The organism is Streptomyces stoeckheimensis, assembly GCF_045822005.1.
GTDB lineage: Bacteria > Actinomycetota > Actinomycetes > Streptomycetales > Streptomycetaceae > Streptomyces > Streptomyces stoeckheimensis.
Window position 1 is genome coordinate 6,746,569 of record NZ_CP169550.1, and the last position, 15,407, is coordinate 6,761,975.

Annotated in this window: 12 protein-coding genes; 11 read left to right on the forward strand and 1 reads right to left on the reverse strand. The window is 70.0% G+C overall.

What is annotated here, in order from left to right:
- Positions 1 to 17: 17 nt before the first annotated feature.
- From uvrC to pgi, 11 genes are all read left to right on the forward strand, one after another.
- Complete coding sequence (gene uvrC / locus ACE1OC_RS30560; RefSeq protein WP_407839726.1) at positions 18 to 2,069, forward strand: excinuclease ABC subunit UvrC; 2,052 nt, start codon at positions 18 to 20, stop codon at positions 2,067 to 2,069.
- Positions 2,066 to 3,061, forward strand: coding sequence for an RNase adapter RapZ (rapZ, locus tag ACE1OC_RS30565; protein WP_250742326.1), 996 nt, complete (start codon positions 2,066 to 2,068; stop codon positions 3,059 to 3,061). The genes uvrC and rapZ overlap by 4 nt, the downstream gene beginning before the upstream one ends.
- A complete protein-coding gene (locus ACE1OC_RS30570; protein WP_407839727.1) occupies positions 3,058 to 4,122 on the forward strand; it encodes a gluconeogenesis factor YvcK family protein in 1,065 nt (354 codons plus the stop codon). The genes rapZ and ACE1OC_RS30570 overlap by 4 nt, the downstream gene beginning before the upstream one ends.
- Positions 4,113 to 5,114 carry a DNA-binding protein WhiA gene (gene whiA, locus ACE1OC_RS30575; protein ID WP_112449750.1) on the forward strand — a complete coding sequence of 334 codons (1,002 nt, stop codon included), beginning with the start codon at positions 4,113 to 4,115 and terminating at the stop codon, positions 5,112 to 5,114. Before ACE1OC_RS30570 ends, whiA begins: the two co-directional genes overlap by 10 nt.
- Positions 5,115 to 5,273: 159 nt before the next feature.
- On the forward strand, positions 5,274 to 8,231 hold the full coding sequence (locus ACE1OC_RS30580) for a M14 family metallopeptidase (RefSeq protein WP_407839728.1): 2,958 nt from the start codon (positions 5,274 to 5,276) through the stop codon (positions 8,229 to 8,231).
- A gap of 208 nt (positions 8,232 to 8,439) precedes the next feature.
- Positions 8,440 to 9,444 carry a type I glyceraldehyde-3-phosphate dehydrogenase gene (gene gap / locus ACE1OC_RS30585; protein WP_243338363.1) on the forward strand — a complete coding sequence of 335 codons (1,005 nt, stop codon included), beginning with the start codon at positions 8,440 to 8,442 and terminating at the stop codon, positions 9,442 to 9,444.
- Between the two features lie 140 nt (positions 9,445 to 9,584).
- The gene (locus ACE1OC_RS30590; protein ID WP_266958817.1) at positions 9,585 to 10,796 is read left to right on the forward strand and encodes a phosphoglycerate kinase; all 1,212 of its coding nucleotides are present in this window, start codon (positions 9,585 to 9,587) and stop codon (positions 10,794 to 10,796) included.
- Positions 10,797 to 10,802: 6 nt separating this feature from the next.
- Entirely contained in the window at positions 10,803 to 11,591 is a 789-nt protein-coding gene (gene tpiA, locus ACE1OC_RS30595) for a triose-phosphate isomerase (protein WP_274552492.1), read from the forward strand.
- A 149-nt stretch (positions 11,592 to 11,740) separates the two neighbouring features.
- On the forward strand, positions 11,741 to 11,971 hold the full coding sequence (secG, locus tag ACE1OC_RS30600; RefSeq protein ID WP_243338594.1) for a preprotein translocase subunit SecG: 231 nt from the start codon (positions 11,741 to 11,743) through the stop codon (positions 11,969 to 11,971).
- A gap of 178 nt (positions 11,972 to 12,149) precedes the next feature.
- Positions 12,150 to 12,485, forward strand: a complete 336-nt coding sequence (locus ACE1OC_RS30605) for an RNA polymerase-binding protein RbpA (protein WP_078904317.1) — start codon at positions 12,150 to 12,152, stop codon at positions 12,483 to 12,485.
- A gap of 156 nt (positions 12,486 to 12,641) precedes the next feature.
- Positions 12,642 to 14,294, forward strand: a complete 1,653-nt coding sequence (gene pgi / locus ACE1OC_RS30610; protein WP_407841724.1) for a glucose-6-phosphate isomerase — start codon at positions 12,642 to 12,644, stop codon at positions 14,292 to 14,294.
- A gap of 81 nt (positions 14,295 to 14,375) precedes the next feature.
- Here the strand turns inward: pgi and pgl are convergent, their stop codons facing one another.
- Positions 14,376 to 15,158: a 6-phosphogluconolactonase gene (gene pgl, locus ACE1OC_RS30615; RefSeq protein ID WP_250742322.1), complete on the reverse strand. Its 783-nt coding sequence runs from the start codon at positions 15,156 to 15,158 to the stop codon at positions 14,376 to 14,378.
- Positions 15,159 to 15,407 lie beyond the last annotated feature (249 nt).

Below are 15,407 nucleotides of genomic sequence, written 5' to 3' on the forward strand. Positions count from 1 at the left end.
ACAGTAGGGTGGTTGGCATGGCCGACCCTTCCAGTTACCGCCCCGAGCCGGGACAGATCCCCGACTCCCCGGGGGTCTACAAGTTCCGCGACGAGCACCGCCGGGTGATCTACGTCGGGAAGGCCAAGAGCCTGCGCCAACGGCTGGCCAGTTACTTCCAGGACCTCGCCGGGCTGCACCCCCGTACCGCCACCATGGTGACCACGGCCGCCTCCGTCGAGTGGACCGTGGTCTCCACCGAGGTCGAGGCGCTCCAGCTCGAATACTCCTGGATCAAGGAGTTCGACCCCCGGTTCAACGTCAAGTACCGGGACGACAAGAGCTACCCCTCCCTCGCCGTCACCATGAACGAGGACTACCCGCGGGTCCAGGTCATGCGCGGACCCAAGAAGAAGGGCGTGCGCTACTTCGGCCCGTACGGGCACGCCTGGGCCATCCGCGAGACCGTCGACCTGATGCTCCGGGTCTTCCCCGTCCGCACCTGCTCCGCCGGGGTGTTCAAGCGGTCCGCCCAGATCGGCCGCCCCTGCCTGCTCGGTTACATCGGCAAGTGCTCCGCGCCCTGCGTCGGCCGGGTCACCCCGGAGGAGCACCGCGAACTCGCCGAGGACTTCTGCGACTTCATGGCCGGCCGCACCGGCACCTACCTCACCCGCCTCGAACAGCAGATGCACGAGGCCGCGGAGGAGATGGAGTACGAGAAGGCCGCCAGGCTGCGCGACGACATAGGGGCCCTGCGCCGGGCGATGGAGAAGAACGCGGTCGTGCTCGCCGACGCCACCGACGCCGACCTGTTCGCGGTCGCCGAGGACGAGCTCGAAGCGGCCGTGCAGATCTTCCACGTCCGCGGCGGCCGGGTCAGGGGCCAGCGCGGCTGGGTCACCGACAAGGTGGAGGCCGTCGACACCGCCGGGCTCGTCGAGCACGCCCTCCAGCAGCTGTACGGGGAGGAGAAGGGTGAGTCCGTCCCCAAGGAGGTGCTGGTACCGGCGCTCCCCGAGGACACCCCGGCCCTGAGCCAGTGGCTCGCCGAGCGGCGCGGTTCGCAGGTGAGCCTGCGCATCCCGCAGCGCGGGGACAAGAAGGCGCTGATGGAGACCGTCCACCGCAACGCGCAGCAGTCCCTCGCCCTGCACAAGACCAAGCGCGCCGCCGACCTCACCACCCGCTCGCGGGCCCTGGAGGAGATCGCCGAGGCGCTGGACCTGGACGGCGCGCCGCTGCGCATCGAGTGCTTCGACATCTCCCACCTCCAGGGCGACGACGTCGTGGCCTCGATGGTCGTCTTCGAGGACGGGCTGGCCCGCAAGGGCGAGTACCGGCGCTTCCAGATCAAGTCCTTCGAGGGGCAGGACGACGTCCGCTCCATGCACGAGGTGGTCTCGCGGCGCTTCCGCCGCTACCTCCAGGAGAAGCTGAAGACGGGGGAGTGGTCCCCCGAGGACGCCGCGGGCGCCGTGGGCGCTCCGGGCGTCGTGGGCGGCGAAGTCGAACAGGACGCGGCCGAGGACGACGGGCGCCCCAAGCGCTTCGCCTACCCGCCGCAGCTCGTCGTGGTCGACGGCGGGCAGCCCCAGGTGGCCGCTGCCAAGCGGGCCCTGGAAGAGCTCGGGATCGACGACGTCGCCGTGTGCGGCCTCGCCAAGCGCCTCGAAGAGGTCTGGCTGCCCGGGGAGGACGACCCGGTGGTGCTGCCCCGCAGCAGCGAGGGCCTGTACCTGCTCCAGCGGGTCCGTGACGAAGCCCACCGGTTCGCCATCCAGTACCAGCGCAACAAGCGGGGCAAGCGCCTGAAGGCCGGGCCCCTCGACGAGGTCCCCGGACTCGGCGAGAGCCGCAGGCTGGCCTTGATCAAACACTTCGGTTCGGTGAAAAAGCTGAGACAGGCGACAATCGATCAGATCTGCGAGGTCCCGGGCATAGGCCGCAAGACGGCCGAGACCGTGGTCGTGGCCCTCGCCCAGGCGGTTCCCGCCGGTCCCGCCGTCAATACGGCGACGGGGGAGATCATTGAGGATGAGACCCCCGCGTCCGCGGGAGCAGCATCCGATCGGGGGACCGAGCAATGACCGAGCGCGAAACCCGGCACGACCGAGGATCCGAGCAGGATTCCGGGCACGACATCGCATCCGAGTACGACCGAGACGGAGCACAGGTGAGTACGGGCACGACAGTGGAGCCCGGAGATACCGCCGAGGCGGCCATCCCCGAGCTGGTGATCATCTCCGGAATGTCCGGGGCCGGCCGCAGTACGGCGGCCAAGTGCCTGGAGGACCTCGGCTGGTTCGTCGTCGACAACCTCCCGCCCGCGCTGATCACCACCATGGTGGAACTCGGCGCCCGCTCGCAGGGCAACGTGGCGCGCATCGCCGTCGTCGTCGACGTCAGGGGCCGCCAGTTCTTCGACGCGCTGCGCGAATCCCTCGCCGACCTGGAGACCCGCGGGGTCACCCGGCGGATCGTCTTCCTGGAGTCCTCGGACGAGGCCCTCGTCCGCCGCTTCGAGGGGGTCCGCCGCCCCCACCCGCTCCAGGGCGACGGCCGCATCGTCGACGGCATCGCCGCCGAGCGCGACCTGCTGCGCGAGCTGCGCGGCGACGCCGACCTGGTCATCGACACCTCCAGCCTGAACGTGCACGAGCTGCGCGCCAAGATGGACGCCCGGTTCGCCGGCGACGAGGAGCCCGAGCTGCGGGCCACCGTCATGTCCTTCGGTTTCAAGTACGGCCTCCCCGTCGACGCCGACCTCGTCGTCGACTGCCGCTTCATCCCCAACCCGCACTGGGTCCCGGAGCTGCGCCCCTTCACCGGCCTGAACGAGGAGGTGTCGGGCTACGTCTTCAGCCAGCCCGGCGCCAAGGAGTTCCTGGACCGCTACACCGAGCTGCTCCAGCTGATCGCCACCGGCTACCGCCGCGAGGGCAAGCGGTACGTGACCATCGCGGTCGGCTGCACCGGCGGCAAGCACCGCAGTGTCGCCATGTCGGAAAAGCTCGCCGCACGCCTCGCCTCCGAAGGGGTCGAGACCGTCGTCGTCCACAGGGACATGGGGCGCGAGTGACCGGACGTACCATGCGGCTTCGCCGCCTTCGCCGGCTCACCACCGGCAAGGACGAGGGCGGCACGGGCCGTACGGGCCTGCGCCGTGGCGAGGCCCATGCCGCACCCAAGGTCGTGGCGCTCGGCGGCGGCATGGGCCTCTCGGCCTCGCTGACCGCCCTGCGCCGGATCACGGGCGAGCTGACCGCCGTCGTCACCGTCGCCGACGACGGCGGCTCCAGCGGCAGGCTGCGCGAGGAGCTCGGCGTCCTGCCGCCCGGGGACCTGCGCAAGGCGCTGGCCGCGCTGTGCGGTGACGACGACTGGGGTCAGACCTGGTCGCGGGTCATCCAGCACCGCTTCCAGTCCCAGGGCGACCTGCACGAGCACGCCGTCGGCAATCTGCTGATCGTGGCCCTGTGGGAACAGCTCGGCGACCCCGTCCAGGCCCTGGACCTCGTCGGCAAGCTGCTCGGCGCCCAGGGCCGGGTGCTGCCGATGTCGGCGGTCCCGCTGGAGCTCCAGGCCCTGGTCAAGGGGCACGATCCGGCCCGCCCCGAGGACGTGGACACCGTACGGGGACAGGCCACCGTGGCGCTGACCCCCGGCGAGGTGCTCTCCGTGCAGGTGGTGCCGAGCGACCCGCCGGCGGTGCCGGAAGCGGTCGCGGCGGTGCTCGACGCGGACTGGGTCGTGCTCGGTCCGGGGTCCTGGTTCTCCTCGGTGATTCCGCACCTGCTGGTGCCCGAACTGCTCGACGCGCTGATCGAGACGAAGGCCCGGAGGGTGCTCTCGCTGAACCTCGCGCCACAACCCGGCGAAACAGAGGGCTTCTCTCCGCAGCGTCATTTGGAGGTTTTGGCCCGACACGCCCCTAAACTCGCCCTGGACGTGGTGCTGGCCGATCAGGCTGCCGTGCCCGATCGCGAGTCCCTCGCCGATGCCGCAAAACGGTTCGGCGCCGCGGTCGAGCTGGCGCCGGTTGCCAGGCAGGACGGCTCTCCGAAGCATGATCCGGAGCTGCTCGCCGCCGCGTACGACCGTATTTTTCGGATGCATGGAAGGATCGGCCCATGGCGATGACGCCCGCGGTGAAGGATGAGATCGCCCGCCTGCCTGTCACCCGCACCTGCTGCAGGAAGGCGGAGGTCTCGGCGATCCTTCGGTTCGCGGGCGGGTTGCACCTGGTGAGCGGCCGGATCGTCATCGAGGCGGAACTGGACGCGGGGATCGCGGCCCGCCGCCTGCGCAAGGACATCCTGGAGATCTTCGGGCACTCCTCGGATCTGGTGATCATGGCTCCGGGCGGTCTGCGCCGGGGCAACCGGTACGTGGTCCGCGTGGTCGCCGGCGGCGACCAGCTGGCCCGCCAGACCGGCCTCGTGGACGGCCGCGGCCGTCCGATCCGGGGTCTCCCCCCGCAGGTGGTCTCCGGGGCCACCTGTGACGCCGAGGCGGCCTGGCGCGGGGCCTTCCTGGCCCACGGCTCCCTGACCGAGCCGGGGCGCTCCTCCTCCCTGGAGGTCACCTGCCCCGGTCCGGAGGCCGCCCTGGCCCTGGTCGGCGCCGCCCGCCGGCTCTCCATCGCCGCGAAGGCCCGCGAGGTCCGCGGCGTGGACCGGGTCGTCGTACGGGACGGGGACGCCATCGGCGCCCTGCTGACCCGGCTCGGCGCCCACGACTCGGTGCTGGCCTGGGAGGAGCGGCGGATGCGGCGCGAGGTGCGCGCCACCGCCAACCGCCTGGCCAACTTCGACGACGCCAACCTGCGCCGCTCCGCGCGGGCCGCGGTGGCCGCCGGAGCGCGGGTCCAGCGCGCCCTGGAGATCCTCGCCGAGGAGGTCCCCGAGCACCTCGCCGCCGCCGGCCGGCTGCGCATGGAGCACAAGCAGGCCTCCCTGGAGGAGCTGGGCGCGCTCGCCGACCCGCCGCTCACCAAGGACGCGGTCGCGGGCCGGATCCGCCGCCTGCTGGCGATGGCCGACAAGCGGGCCCAGGACCTCGGAATCCCGGGCACCGAGTCGAACCTCGACCTCAGCGACAGCGAGGAGCTGGCCGACAACATGGCTGGCTGAGACCGCGCCACCAGTGCCGAATGGGGCCCGCACGATCACTCGTGCGGGCCCCTTTTCGGTAGGCCCCATTGACATGAGCATGGGCTGATCGTGAGCCTGTCGTCCGAAGCTTTCGTGGCAGACGGGAGCTTTCGTGGCAGACGACGCCCAGGGGGGCACATGAGGCACCGCGCGAGATCGATCCTCGCCGCAAGCGCATTCGTCTTCGGCACCACACTGGCCGCACTACCCGCAGCGGCCCAGGCCCAGCCCGGTGCGGCGGACCGGTCCGCCGCCGACGAGGTACGGGTCTACGACGCCGACATCACCAAGGAGCAGGTCCCGCTGGTCCTGGCGGCCGGCCAGGACGCGCACGAGCTCTCCGAACGCGCCCCGGAGACCGGGACCGCCAAGGTCGAGCTCTTCCTCACCGGCGGTCAGGCCAAGGAACTGGCGGCTCAGGGGATCACGCTCGCCGAACGCAAGGTCCCGGCCAAGGCCGCGGCGCGCTCGCTGGCGGCCGGCGACGGGGTCTTCCGCCCGTACAGCGGCAAGGGCGGGCTCCAGGAGGAGATCCTGCGCACCGCGCAGGAGAACCCGGGCCTCACCAAGGTCGTCTCCATCGGCAAGACCGTCCAGGGCAAGGACATCCTCGCCGTGAAGGTCACCAAGAACGCCAAGAAGTCCAGGGACGGCGACAAGCCCTCCACGCTGTTCATGTCGAACCAGCACGCCCGTGAGTGGATCACCCCCGAGATGACCCGGCGGCTGATGCACCACACCCTCGACAACTACGGCAAGGACCCGCGGATCACCAAGCTGGTGGACTCCACCGAGCTGTGGTTCCTGCTCTCCGCCAACCCCGACGGCTACGACTACACCTTCGCCCCCGACGGTCAGCGGCTGTGGCGCAAGAACCTGCGCGACAACAACGCCGACGGCAAGATCACCGCGGGCGACGGCGTCGACCTCAACCGCAACTTCACCTACAAGTGGGGCTACGACAACGAGGGCTCCTCGCCCAACGAGTCGAGCGAGACCTACCGCGGCGCCAAGGCCTCCTCCGAGCCCGAGACCGTCGCCCTCGACAGGTTCCAGAAGCGCATCGGCTTCGAATACGGCATCAACTACCACTCCGCGGCCGAGCTGATCCTCTACGGCGTGGGCTGGCAGGTGGCCACCCCCACCCCCGACGACGTCGCCTACAAGGCGCTCGCCGGCACGCCGGAGAACCCGGCCGTCCCCGGCTACTACCCACAGGTCTCCTCCGAGCTCTACACCACCAACGGCGAGGCCGACGGGCACGCCGCCAACGCCAACGGCATCATGATGTTCACGCCGGAGATGACCACCTGCCAGACGGCCTCCGCGATCGACCCGGACGACCAGTGGAAGCCCGAGGACTGCGCCTCCGGATTCAACTTCCCGGACGACGAGAAGCTCATCCAGGCCGAGTTCGCCAAGAACATCAACTTCGCGCTCTCCGTGGCCGAGAGCGCCGAGCGTCCGGACCAGCCGAAGTCCTCGCTGGGCCTGACCGCCGCGGACTTCACCCTCGACCCCTTCACCACCTCCTACGCGGCCCGCGGCGAGGACCAGAAGGTCGCCGTCACGGCACGCAAGGCACTGAAGGACAAGGAGCTCAACTACCGGATCAACGGGGGCCGCACCCACGACGAGGACCTGAAGGCCTGGAAGGGCGGCGAGGTCTACGGCGGGGAGGACAACAGCTGGTTCGACGAGTACCGGGCCGAGGTCGAGGGCGCCAAGCCCGGTGACAAGGTCGAGGTCTGGTTCACCGGCCGCGACCGCGGCAAGCAGGTCTCCAGCGAGCACTTCACGTACACGGTGGCCGAGCGGCCGCGCGCCGACGTGCTGGTGATCGCCGAGGAGGGCGCCCCGGCGCAGCACGCCCAGGCCTACGTCGACGCCCTGCGCGCCAACGGCAAGAGCGCGGCGGTCTGGGACGTGGCCGTCCAGGGCGCCCCGCACCACCTCGGAGCCCTCTCCCACTTCCGTACGGCCGTCCACTACACCGGGGCCAAGTCCCCGGGCGGTGACACCCAGCTGGCGGTGCGCGACTACCTCAATGAGGGCGGCAAGCTGATCGAGGCCGGCGAGCTGGCGGGCGGCAACGCCCAGGTCGGCCGCGCCGTGACCAACGACTTCAGCCAGTACTTCCTCGGCGCCTACGGCCGCGCGGGGGTCACCGGCCCCACCGGCTTCACCGGCGCCGGCTCCCTCGCCGGGGCCAACGGCGCCCTCGGCAACGCCACGGGCAACCCGCTCGACCGCCCGGGCTCCTACACGGTCACCTCCGACACCCTGCCCGCGGCGCAGTTCCCGCAGTTCAAGAGCGCGCAGTCGGGTCAGTACGCCGGAGTCGTGAACCCGTACGCCCCGTACGCCGGCGCGTCGATGGCCTCGGCCACGCACGCGGACGACGACTGGAAGCGCCTCACCCGCACCATCGACCTCACCGGGGTCACCGCGGCCGACCAGCCGAAGCTCAAGATGGCGCTGAACTGGAACACCGAGGAGGGCTACGACCACGCGGTCCTGGAGTCCCGTACCGCGGGCGGCGACGACTGGACCACGCTGCCCGAGGCGAGCGGCCTGACCACCACCACCGTGCCCGAGGAGTGCGGGGCCGGGTTCTTCATCAACGGCCACCCGTTCCTGCGCCGCTACCTCACCCTCGACGCCGGCGGCTGCACCCCGCAGGGCACCAGCGGCACCTGGAACTCCTTCACCGGCTCCTCCGGCGGCTGGAAGCAGGTCTCCTTCGACCTGAGCATGTACGCGGGCAAGACCGTCGAGGTCTCCCTCGCCTACATCACCGACCCGGGCTCGGGCGGCCGCGGAGTCTTCGCGGACGAAACCCGCGTGTCGACCGGCGGCACCGACCAGGCGGTCGAGGGCTTCGAGTCCTCGCTCGGCGTCTGGACCGCCCAGGGCGCACCTGCCGGAAGCCCTGATGTTCCGGGCGATTGGTCCCGGTCGGGCGAGCTGTTCAAGTCCTACGCCTCGGTCACTACGCGTGACACCGTGCTCCTGGGCTTCGGTCTGGAGCACGTGCCGGCCGCGGCCGATCGCGCCGTACTCGTCGGTAAGGCGCTCCGCTCGCTGAACCACTGATCAGAGGCCCCGACCGCCCTCACCGTGAGTGACCGGGTCCAAGGTCCCCGAGGTCCCGTACTCGTCCGAGAGTGCGGGGCTTCGGGGCGTGTCAGGGGACCGTCGATGTCACTCAAAAGCTCACGGAGAGGTAGTGTCGTAAGCGGTCGGGGACATCCCATACAGCTCGCTGGCGGACAGGCCGGCGCACCAACGAGGAGATCGGTTCGTGACGATCCGCGTAGGCATCAATGGTTTTGGCCGAATTGGCCGCAACTACTTCCGGGCGCTCCTGGAGCAGGGAGCGGACATCGAGATCGTCGGTGTCAACGACCTGACTGACAACGCAACCCTGGTTCACCTCCTCAAGTACGACACGATCCTGGGCCGCCTCAAGGCCGAGGTCAGCCACACCGACGACACCATCACCGTCGGTGGCAACACCTTCAAGACCTTCGCCGAGCGCGACCCCGCGAACCTCCCCTGGGGCGAGCTGGGCGCCGACATCGTCATCGAGTCGACCGGCATCTTCACGAAGAAGGCCGACGCCGCCAAGCACATCGCGGCCGGCGCGAAGAAGGTCCTCATCTCGGCTCCGGCCAAGGACGAGGACATCACGATCGTGATGGGCGTCAACCAGGAGAAGTACGACGCGGCCAACCACCACGTCATCTCCAACGCCTCCTGCACCACCAACTGCGTGGCGCCGATGGCCAAGGTCCTCCTCGAGAACTTCGGCATCGTCAAGGGCATGATGACGACGGTCCACGCGTACACGAACGACCAGCGCATCCTGGACTTCCCGCACTCGGACCTGCGCCGGGCGCGCGCGGCCGCCGAGAACATCATCCCGACCACCACCGGTGCCGCCAAGGCCACCGCGCTGGTCATCCCGGAGCTGGCGGGCAAGCTCGACGGCATCGCGATGCGCGTGCCGGTCCCCACGGGTTCCGTGACCGACCTGGTCATCGAGCTCGAGCGCGAGGTCACCAAGGACGAGGTCAACTCGGCCTTCCAGAAGGCCTCTCAGGGTCAGCTCAAGGGCATCCTGGACTACACCGAGGACGCGATCGTCTCTTCCGACATCGTGAACTGGCCGTACTCCTGCACCTTCGACTCCTCCCTGACCATGGTCCAGGGCAAGAGCGTCAAGGTCATCGGCTGGTACGACAACGAGTGGGGCTACTCCAACCGCCTCGTCGACCTGACCGTGTTCGTCGGCGGTCAGCTCTAAGCACCAAGACAGGCACCACGATGTGAGCACCGGGGCTCGGGCAGCGCGATGAAGCGCTGTACGGGCCCTGTTGCTTGCCTCGTACCCCTCTCGCCCCGCACGGGTAAAGTCCTGGGCTGGGAAAAGGAGTAGAAAACAGCATGAAGACGATCGACGAACTTCTCACCGAGGGCGTGTCCGGCAAGCGGGTCTTCGTCCGCGCCGACCTCAACGTGCCGCTCTCGAACGGCGAGATCACCGACGACGGCCGCATCCGCGCCGTGCAGCCGACCATCGCGAAGCTCGCCGAGGCCGGCGCCCGCGTGATCGTGGCCTCGCACCTGGGCCGTCCCAAGGGCGCCCCGGACCCGGCCTTCTCGCTGGCGCCCGCCGCCGCCCGCCTCGGCGAGCTGCTCGGCGCGGACGTCGCGTTCGCCACCGACACCGTCGGCGCCTCCGCCAAGGAGACCGTCGCCGCCCTCGCCGACGGCCAGGTCGCCGTCATCGAGAACCTGCGCTTCAACGCCGGTGAGACCGCGAAGGACGACGCCGAGCGCGGCGCCTTCGCGGACCAGCTCGCCGAGCTGGCCGACGTCTACGTCGGCGACGGCTTCGGCGCTGTCCACCGCAAGCACGCCTCGGTCTTCGACCTCCCCGCGCGCCTCCCGCACGCGGCCGGCTACCTCATCGCCACCGAGGTCGGCGTCCTGAAGAAGCTGACCGCCGAGGTCAAGCGCCCGTACGTGGTCATCCTCGGCGGCGCCAAGGTCTCCGACAAGCTCGCCGTCATCGACGAGCTGCTCGGCAAGGCCGACCGCCTCCTCATCGGCGGCGGCATGGCGTACACCTTCCTCTACGCCAAGGGCTACGAGGTCGGCATCTCCCTGCTCCAGAAGGACCAGGTGGACGTCGTCAAGGAGTACATGGCGCGCGCCGAGAAGAACGGTGTCGAGCTGGTCCTCCCGGTCGACATCCTCGCCTCCAAGGACTTCCCGGACCTGAAGACCAAGGCTCCGGCCGACTTCATCACCGTCGACGCGGACAAGATCCCCGCCGACCAGGAGGGTCTGGACATCGGTCCCAAGACCCGCGAGCTGTACGCCTCGAAGATCGCCGACGCGGAGACCGTGTTCTGGAACGGTCCCGTGGGCGTCTTCGAGCACCCCGACTACGCCGGCGGCACCCGCGCCATCGCGCAGGCCCTCGTCGACAGCAGCGCCTTCACCGTCGTCGGCGGTGGCGACTCGGCCGCCGCCGTGCGCACGCTCGGCTTCGACGAGAACGCTTTCGGCCACATTTCGACCGGTGGCGGCGCCTCCCTCGAGTACCTCGAGGGCAAGACGCTCCCCGGCCTCGCCGCACTGGAGGTCTGAACCCTGATGACTGAGAACACCGCCGGCCGTACCCCGCTGATGGCGGGCAACTGGAAGATGAACCTCAACCACCTCGAGGCCATCGCCCACGTCCAGAAGCTCGCCTTCGCCCTGGCCGACAAGGACTACGACTTCGTCGAGGTCGCGGTCCTGCCGCCCTTCGTCGACCTCCGTTCGGTCCAGACCCTGGTCGACGGCGACAAGCTGAAGATCAAGTACGGCGCCCAGGACATCTCGGCCCACGACTCGGGCGCCTACACCGGCGAGATCTCCGGCCCGATGCTCTCGAAGCTGAAGTGCACGTTCGTGGCCGTCGGCCACAGCGAGCGCCGCCAGTACCACGGCGAGAGCGACGAGATCTGCAACGCCAAGGTCAAGGCCGCCTACAAGCACGGGATCACGCCGATCCTGTGCGTCGGCGAGGGCCTGGACATCCGCAAGGCCGGCGAGCAGGTGCAGTACACGCTGAACCAGCTCGACGGAGGCCTCAAGGACATCCCGGCCGAGCAGGTCGAGTCCATCGTGATCGCGTACGAGCCCGTCTGGGCCATCGGGACCGGCGAAGTCGCCACCCCCGAGGACGCGCAGGAGGTCTGCGGTGCCATCCGCGGCCGTCTCGCGGAGCTGTACTCGCAGGAGCTGGCCGACAAGGTCCGCATCCAGTACGGCGGCTCGGTCAAGTCCGGCAACATCGCCGCGATCATGGCCCAGCCCGACGTCGACGGCGCCCTGATCGGCGGCGCGGCGCTGGACGCGGACGAGTTCGTCAAGATCGTCCGTTTCCGCGACCAGTGACGCTCATCGTGAGTATGCGGTAGGGCGGATCCGTCGTACCCTTGCGGGGGCCAGCAGGCTGAACCAGCTGCTGGCCCCCGTGCTCGTAAGCGGCACTGCGGGAACGCCTGAAAGCCAGTAAGCCAGGAAAGTAGGAATCAGCCGTGATTATGGGGTTCGAGATCGCCTTGGTCGTCTTCAGCGCCCTGCTGATGCTGCTCGTGCTGATGCACAAGGGCAAGGGCGGCGGTCTTTCCGACATGTTCGGCGGCGGTATGCAGTCGTCGGTCGGCGGCTCCTCGGTCGCGGAGCGCAACCTCGACCGCATCACCGTGGTGGTCGGTCTGCTCTGGTTCGCGTGCATCGTCGCACTCGGTCTGCTCATGAAGACGAGCAGCTGAACCGTTCTGGCCATTCCGCCGGTCCGGTCGGCTCCCCCCGGCCTATCATGAGGTCCGGCGTTCTTGTCTGGAATGGGTAACTCCACTCCTGGACGGGCGTTGGGCCTTACGTAGACTTGGGCGCCCGCGACGGAATCCACTCACGTTTCGCGGCACCATCACGCAGGGAGTTACGACCGTGGCAAGTGGCAACGCGATCCGTGGTAGTCGGGTCGGAGCGGGGCCGATGGGTGAGGCCGAGCGCGGCGAGTCCGCGCCCCGCCTCCGCATCTCCTTCTGGTGCTCGAACGGGCACGAGACGCAGCCGAGCTTCGCCAGCGACGCGCAGGTGCCGGACAACTGGGACTGCCCGCGCTGCGGGTTCCCGGCCGGCCAGGACCGGGACAACCCTCCCGCACCGCCGCGCACCGAGCCGTACAAGACGCACCTGGCGTACGTACGGGAGCGGCGGACCGACGCGGACGGCGAGGCGATCCTCGCCGAGGCGCTCGCCAAACTGCGCGGCGAGATCTGACGCGTTCCCACCGAACGACCGACGTGGCATCCGGCCCGGCCCGCAGGAGTCTTCTCTCCTGCGGGCCGGGCCGCTTTGTGTCGGTTGTGCCCCTTCCCATCCCTTAGGTTGGAACCGGCGGGGCACGACAGGACAGGAAGTGGGTTGATGTCCGAGATGAACGCAGACAGCCGTACGAGGCTCAACCGGATGCCCGAGTGGGCCGCACTCGGCAAGCACCGGGACGAGCTGGGGCAGACGCATCTGCGGGAGCTGTTCGAGGCGGATCCGGGCCGGGGCACCGGCTACACCCTGCGGGTCGGAGACCTGCACATCGACTACTCGAAGCACCTCGTGAACGACGAGACGCTGACACTGCTGCGCGAACTGGCCGCGGCGACCGGCGTGGCCGAGCTGCGCGAGGCCATGTTCCGCGGCGAGAAGATCAACACGACCGAGGACCGGGCGGTCCTGCACACCGCGCTGCGCGCACCGGCCGACGCGGTCGTCGAGGTGGACGGGGAGAACGTGGTTCCCGGCGTCCACGCGGTCCTCGACAAGATGGCGGCCTTCGCCGACCGGGTCCGGTCGGGGGAGTGGACCGGCTCCACCGGCAAGCGCATCAAGAACGTCGTCAACGTGGGCATCGGCGGCTCCGACCTCGGTCCGGCGATGGCGTACGAGGCCCTGCGCGCCTTCTCGGACCGCGGCCTGACGGTCCGCTTCGTCTCCAACGTGGACGGCGCCGACCTGCACGAGGCCGTACGGGACCTGGATCCGGCCGAGACGCTGTTCATCATCGCGTCGAAGACCTTCACGACGATCGAGACCATCACCAACGCCACCTCGGCGCGGGAATGGCTGCTCGCGGGTGTCGGCGGCGACGAGGGGGCCGTGGCACGGCACTTCGTGGCGCTCTCCACCAACGAGGAGAAGGTCGCCGGGTTCGGCATCGACACGGCCAACATGTTCGAGTTCTGGGACTGGGTCGGCGGGCGCTACTCCTTCGACTCCGCGATCGGGCTGTCCCTGATGATCGCGATCGGTCCGGACGCGTTCCGGGAACTGCTCGGCGGATTCCACGCCATGGACGAGCACTTCCGCACGGCGCCCGCCGAGGAGAACGCCCCGCTGCTGCTGGGCCTGTTGGGGATCTGGTACGGGGCCTTCTTCGACGCGCAGTCGCACGCGGTGCTCCCGTACAGCCACTACCTCTCCCGGTTCACCGCGTACTTGCAGCAGCTGGACATGGAGTCCAACGGCAAGTCGGTGGACCGCGAGGGCAATCCGGTGGACTGGCAGACCGGGCCGGTGGTGTGGGGCACGCCCGGCACCAACGGCCAGCACGCCTACTACCAGTTGATCCACCAGGGCACCAAGGTGATCCCGGCGGACTTCATCGGCTTCGCGCGGCCCGTGGGCGAACTGTCGTCGGCGCTGGCGGCCCAGCACGACCTGCTGATGGCGAACTTCTTCGCGCAGACGCAGGCGCTGGCCTTCGGCAAGACGGCGGACGAGGTCCGGGCGGAGGGCGTCGCCGAACCGCTGGTCCCGCACAAGACCTTCGCGGGCAACCACCCGACGACGACGATCCTGGCGACCGAGCTCACTCCGGCGGTCCTGGGCCAGCTGATCGCGCTCTACGAGCACAAGGTGTTCGTCCAGGGCGCGGTGTGGAACATCGACTCCTTCGACCAGTGGGGCGTGGAGCTCGGGAAGGTCCTGGCCAAGCGGATCGAGCCGGCGCTCACCGACGGCACGGAGGTACCGGGCCTGGACGCGTCGACGCGCGCGCTGGTGTCCGCGTACCGCTCGCTGCGGGGCCGCTGACGGTAACCGCCGACAAGCGCAGACAGGGCCCGCTCTCCCCGGGGAGAGCGGGCCCTGTCGGGTTCTACGGGTTCTACGGGATCAGGCAGAGGCCGGGGGGTACATCGCCGGCGGGAGCTTCGCGGCCGCCGCGCGGTCGAGGAGCCACAGGGTGCGGGAGCGGCCGTACGCGGCGGCTGCCGGAGCCTGGACCTCGCCCGCTCCGCCCAGCGCGATCGCCACCGCTCCGGCCTTGTCCTCGCCGGCCGCCAGCAGCCAGACCTCGCGGGCCGCCCGGATCGCCGGGAGGGTGAGCGAGATGCGGGTCGGCGGCGGCTTGGGCGCGCCGTGGACGCCGACGACGGTGCGCTCGCTCTCGCGGGACGCCGGGTGCTCGGGGAAGAGCGAGGCCACGTGCGTGTCCGGGCCCACGCCCAGCATCAGGACGTCGAAGCGGGGGACCGGGCCGTGGTCCTCGGGGCGGGAGGCCTTGCGGAGCTCCTCCGCGTAGGAGGCGGCCGCCGCGTCCACGTCGTCCCCGTAGGGGCCGTCGGAGGCGGGCATGGCATGAACCCGGGCGGGGTCCACCGGGACGGCGTCCAGCAGGGCCTCACGGGCCTGTACGTGGTTGCGTTCGGGGTCGGCGGCGGGCACGTAGCGCTCGTCCCCCCACCACAGGTCGATCCGCGACCAGTCGACGGCGTCGCGGGCCGGGGCCGTGGCGAGCGCGGCGAGGAGGCCGTTGCCGTTGCGGCCGCCGGTGAGGACCACGGACGCGGTGCCGCGGGCCGCCTGTGCGTCCACGATCTTCGTGATCAGCCGGGCGGCCGCGGCCTGGGCCATCAGCTCCTTGTCCCGGTGGACGACGACCTGGGGAGTCGTCATACCCATGTGCTGCCGCCTTGTCGGTAGTTCTGCGTTCGGGTGCGGGTCCGGATGCCGCTGCGCGGGGCCTTCCCCCACCCCGCCCCTTCCCGAAACCGGGGCTCCGCCCCGGACCCCGTACGTGCGCTCCGCGCACGTGTCCTCAAACGCCGGACGGGCTGGCCGCCGGCGTTTGAGGCGCGGGTCCGGGCAGAGCCCGGGGAACGGGCGAAGGGCGGGTAGGGGACGGCCCCGCGCAGCGGCCCGTGT

Coding starts and splice junctions, on each gene's coding strand:
- ACE1OC_RS30580 (WP_407839728.1), top strand. CDS start 5,274: ATGAGGCACCGCGCGAGATCGATCCTCGCCGCAAGCGCATTCGTCTTC.
- ACE1OC_RS30590 (WP_266958817.1), top strand. CDS start 9,585: ATGAAGACGATCGACGAACTTCTCACCGAGGGCGTGTCCGGCAAGCGG.
- tpiA (WP_274552492.1), top strand. CDS start 10,803: ATGACTGAGAACACCGCCGGCCGTACCCCGCTGATGGCGGGCAACTGG.
- uvrC (WP_407839726.1), top strand. CDS start 18: ATGGCCGACCCTTCCAGTTACCGCCCCGAGCCGGGACAGATCCCCGAC.
- whiA (WP_112449750.1), top strand. CDS start 4,113: ATGGCGATGACGCCCGCGGTGAAGGATGAGATCGCCCGCCTGCCTGTC.
- pgl (WP_250742322.1), bottom strand. CDS start 15,158: ATGACGACTCCCCAGGTCGTCGTCCACCGGGACAAGGAGCTGATGGCC.
- pgi (WP_407841724.1), top strand. CDS start 12,642: ATGAACGCAGACAGCCGTACGAGGCTCAACCGGATGCCCGAGTGGGCC.
- secG (WP_243338594.1), top strand. CDS start 11,741: ATGGGGTTCGAGATCGCCTTGGTCGTCTTCAGCGCCCTGCTGATGCTG.
- rapZ (WP_250742326.1), top strand. CDS start 2,066: ATGACCGAGCGCGAAACCCGGCACGACCGAGGATCCGAGCAGGATTCC.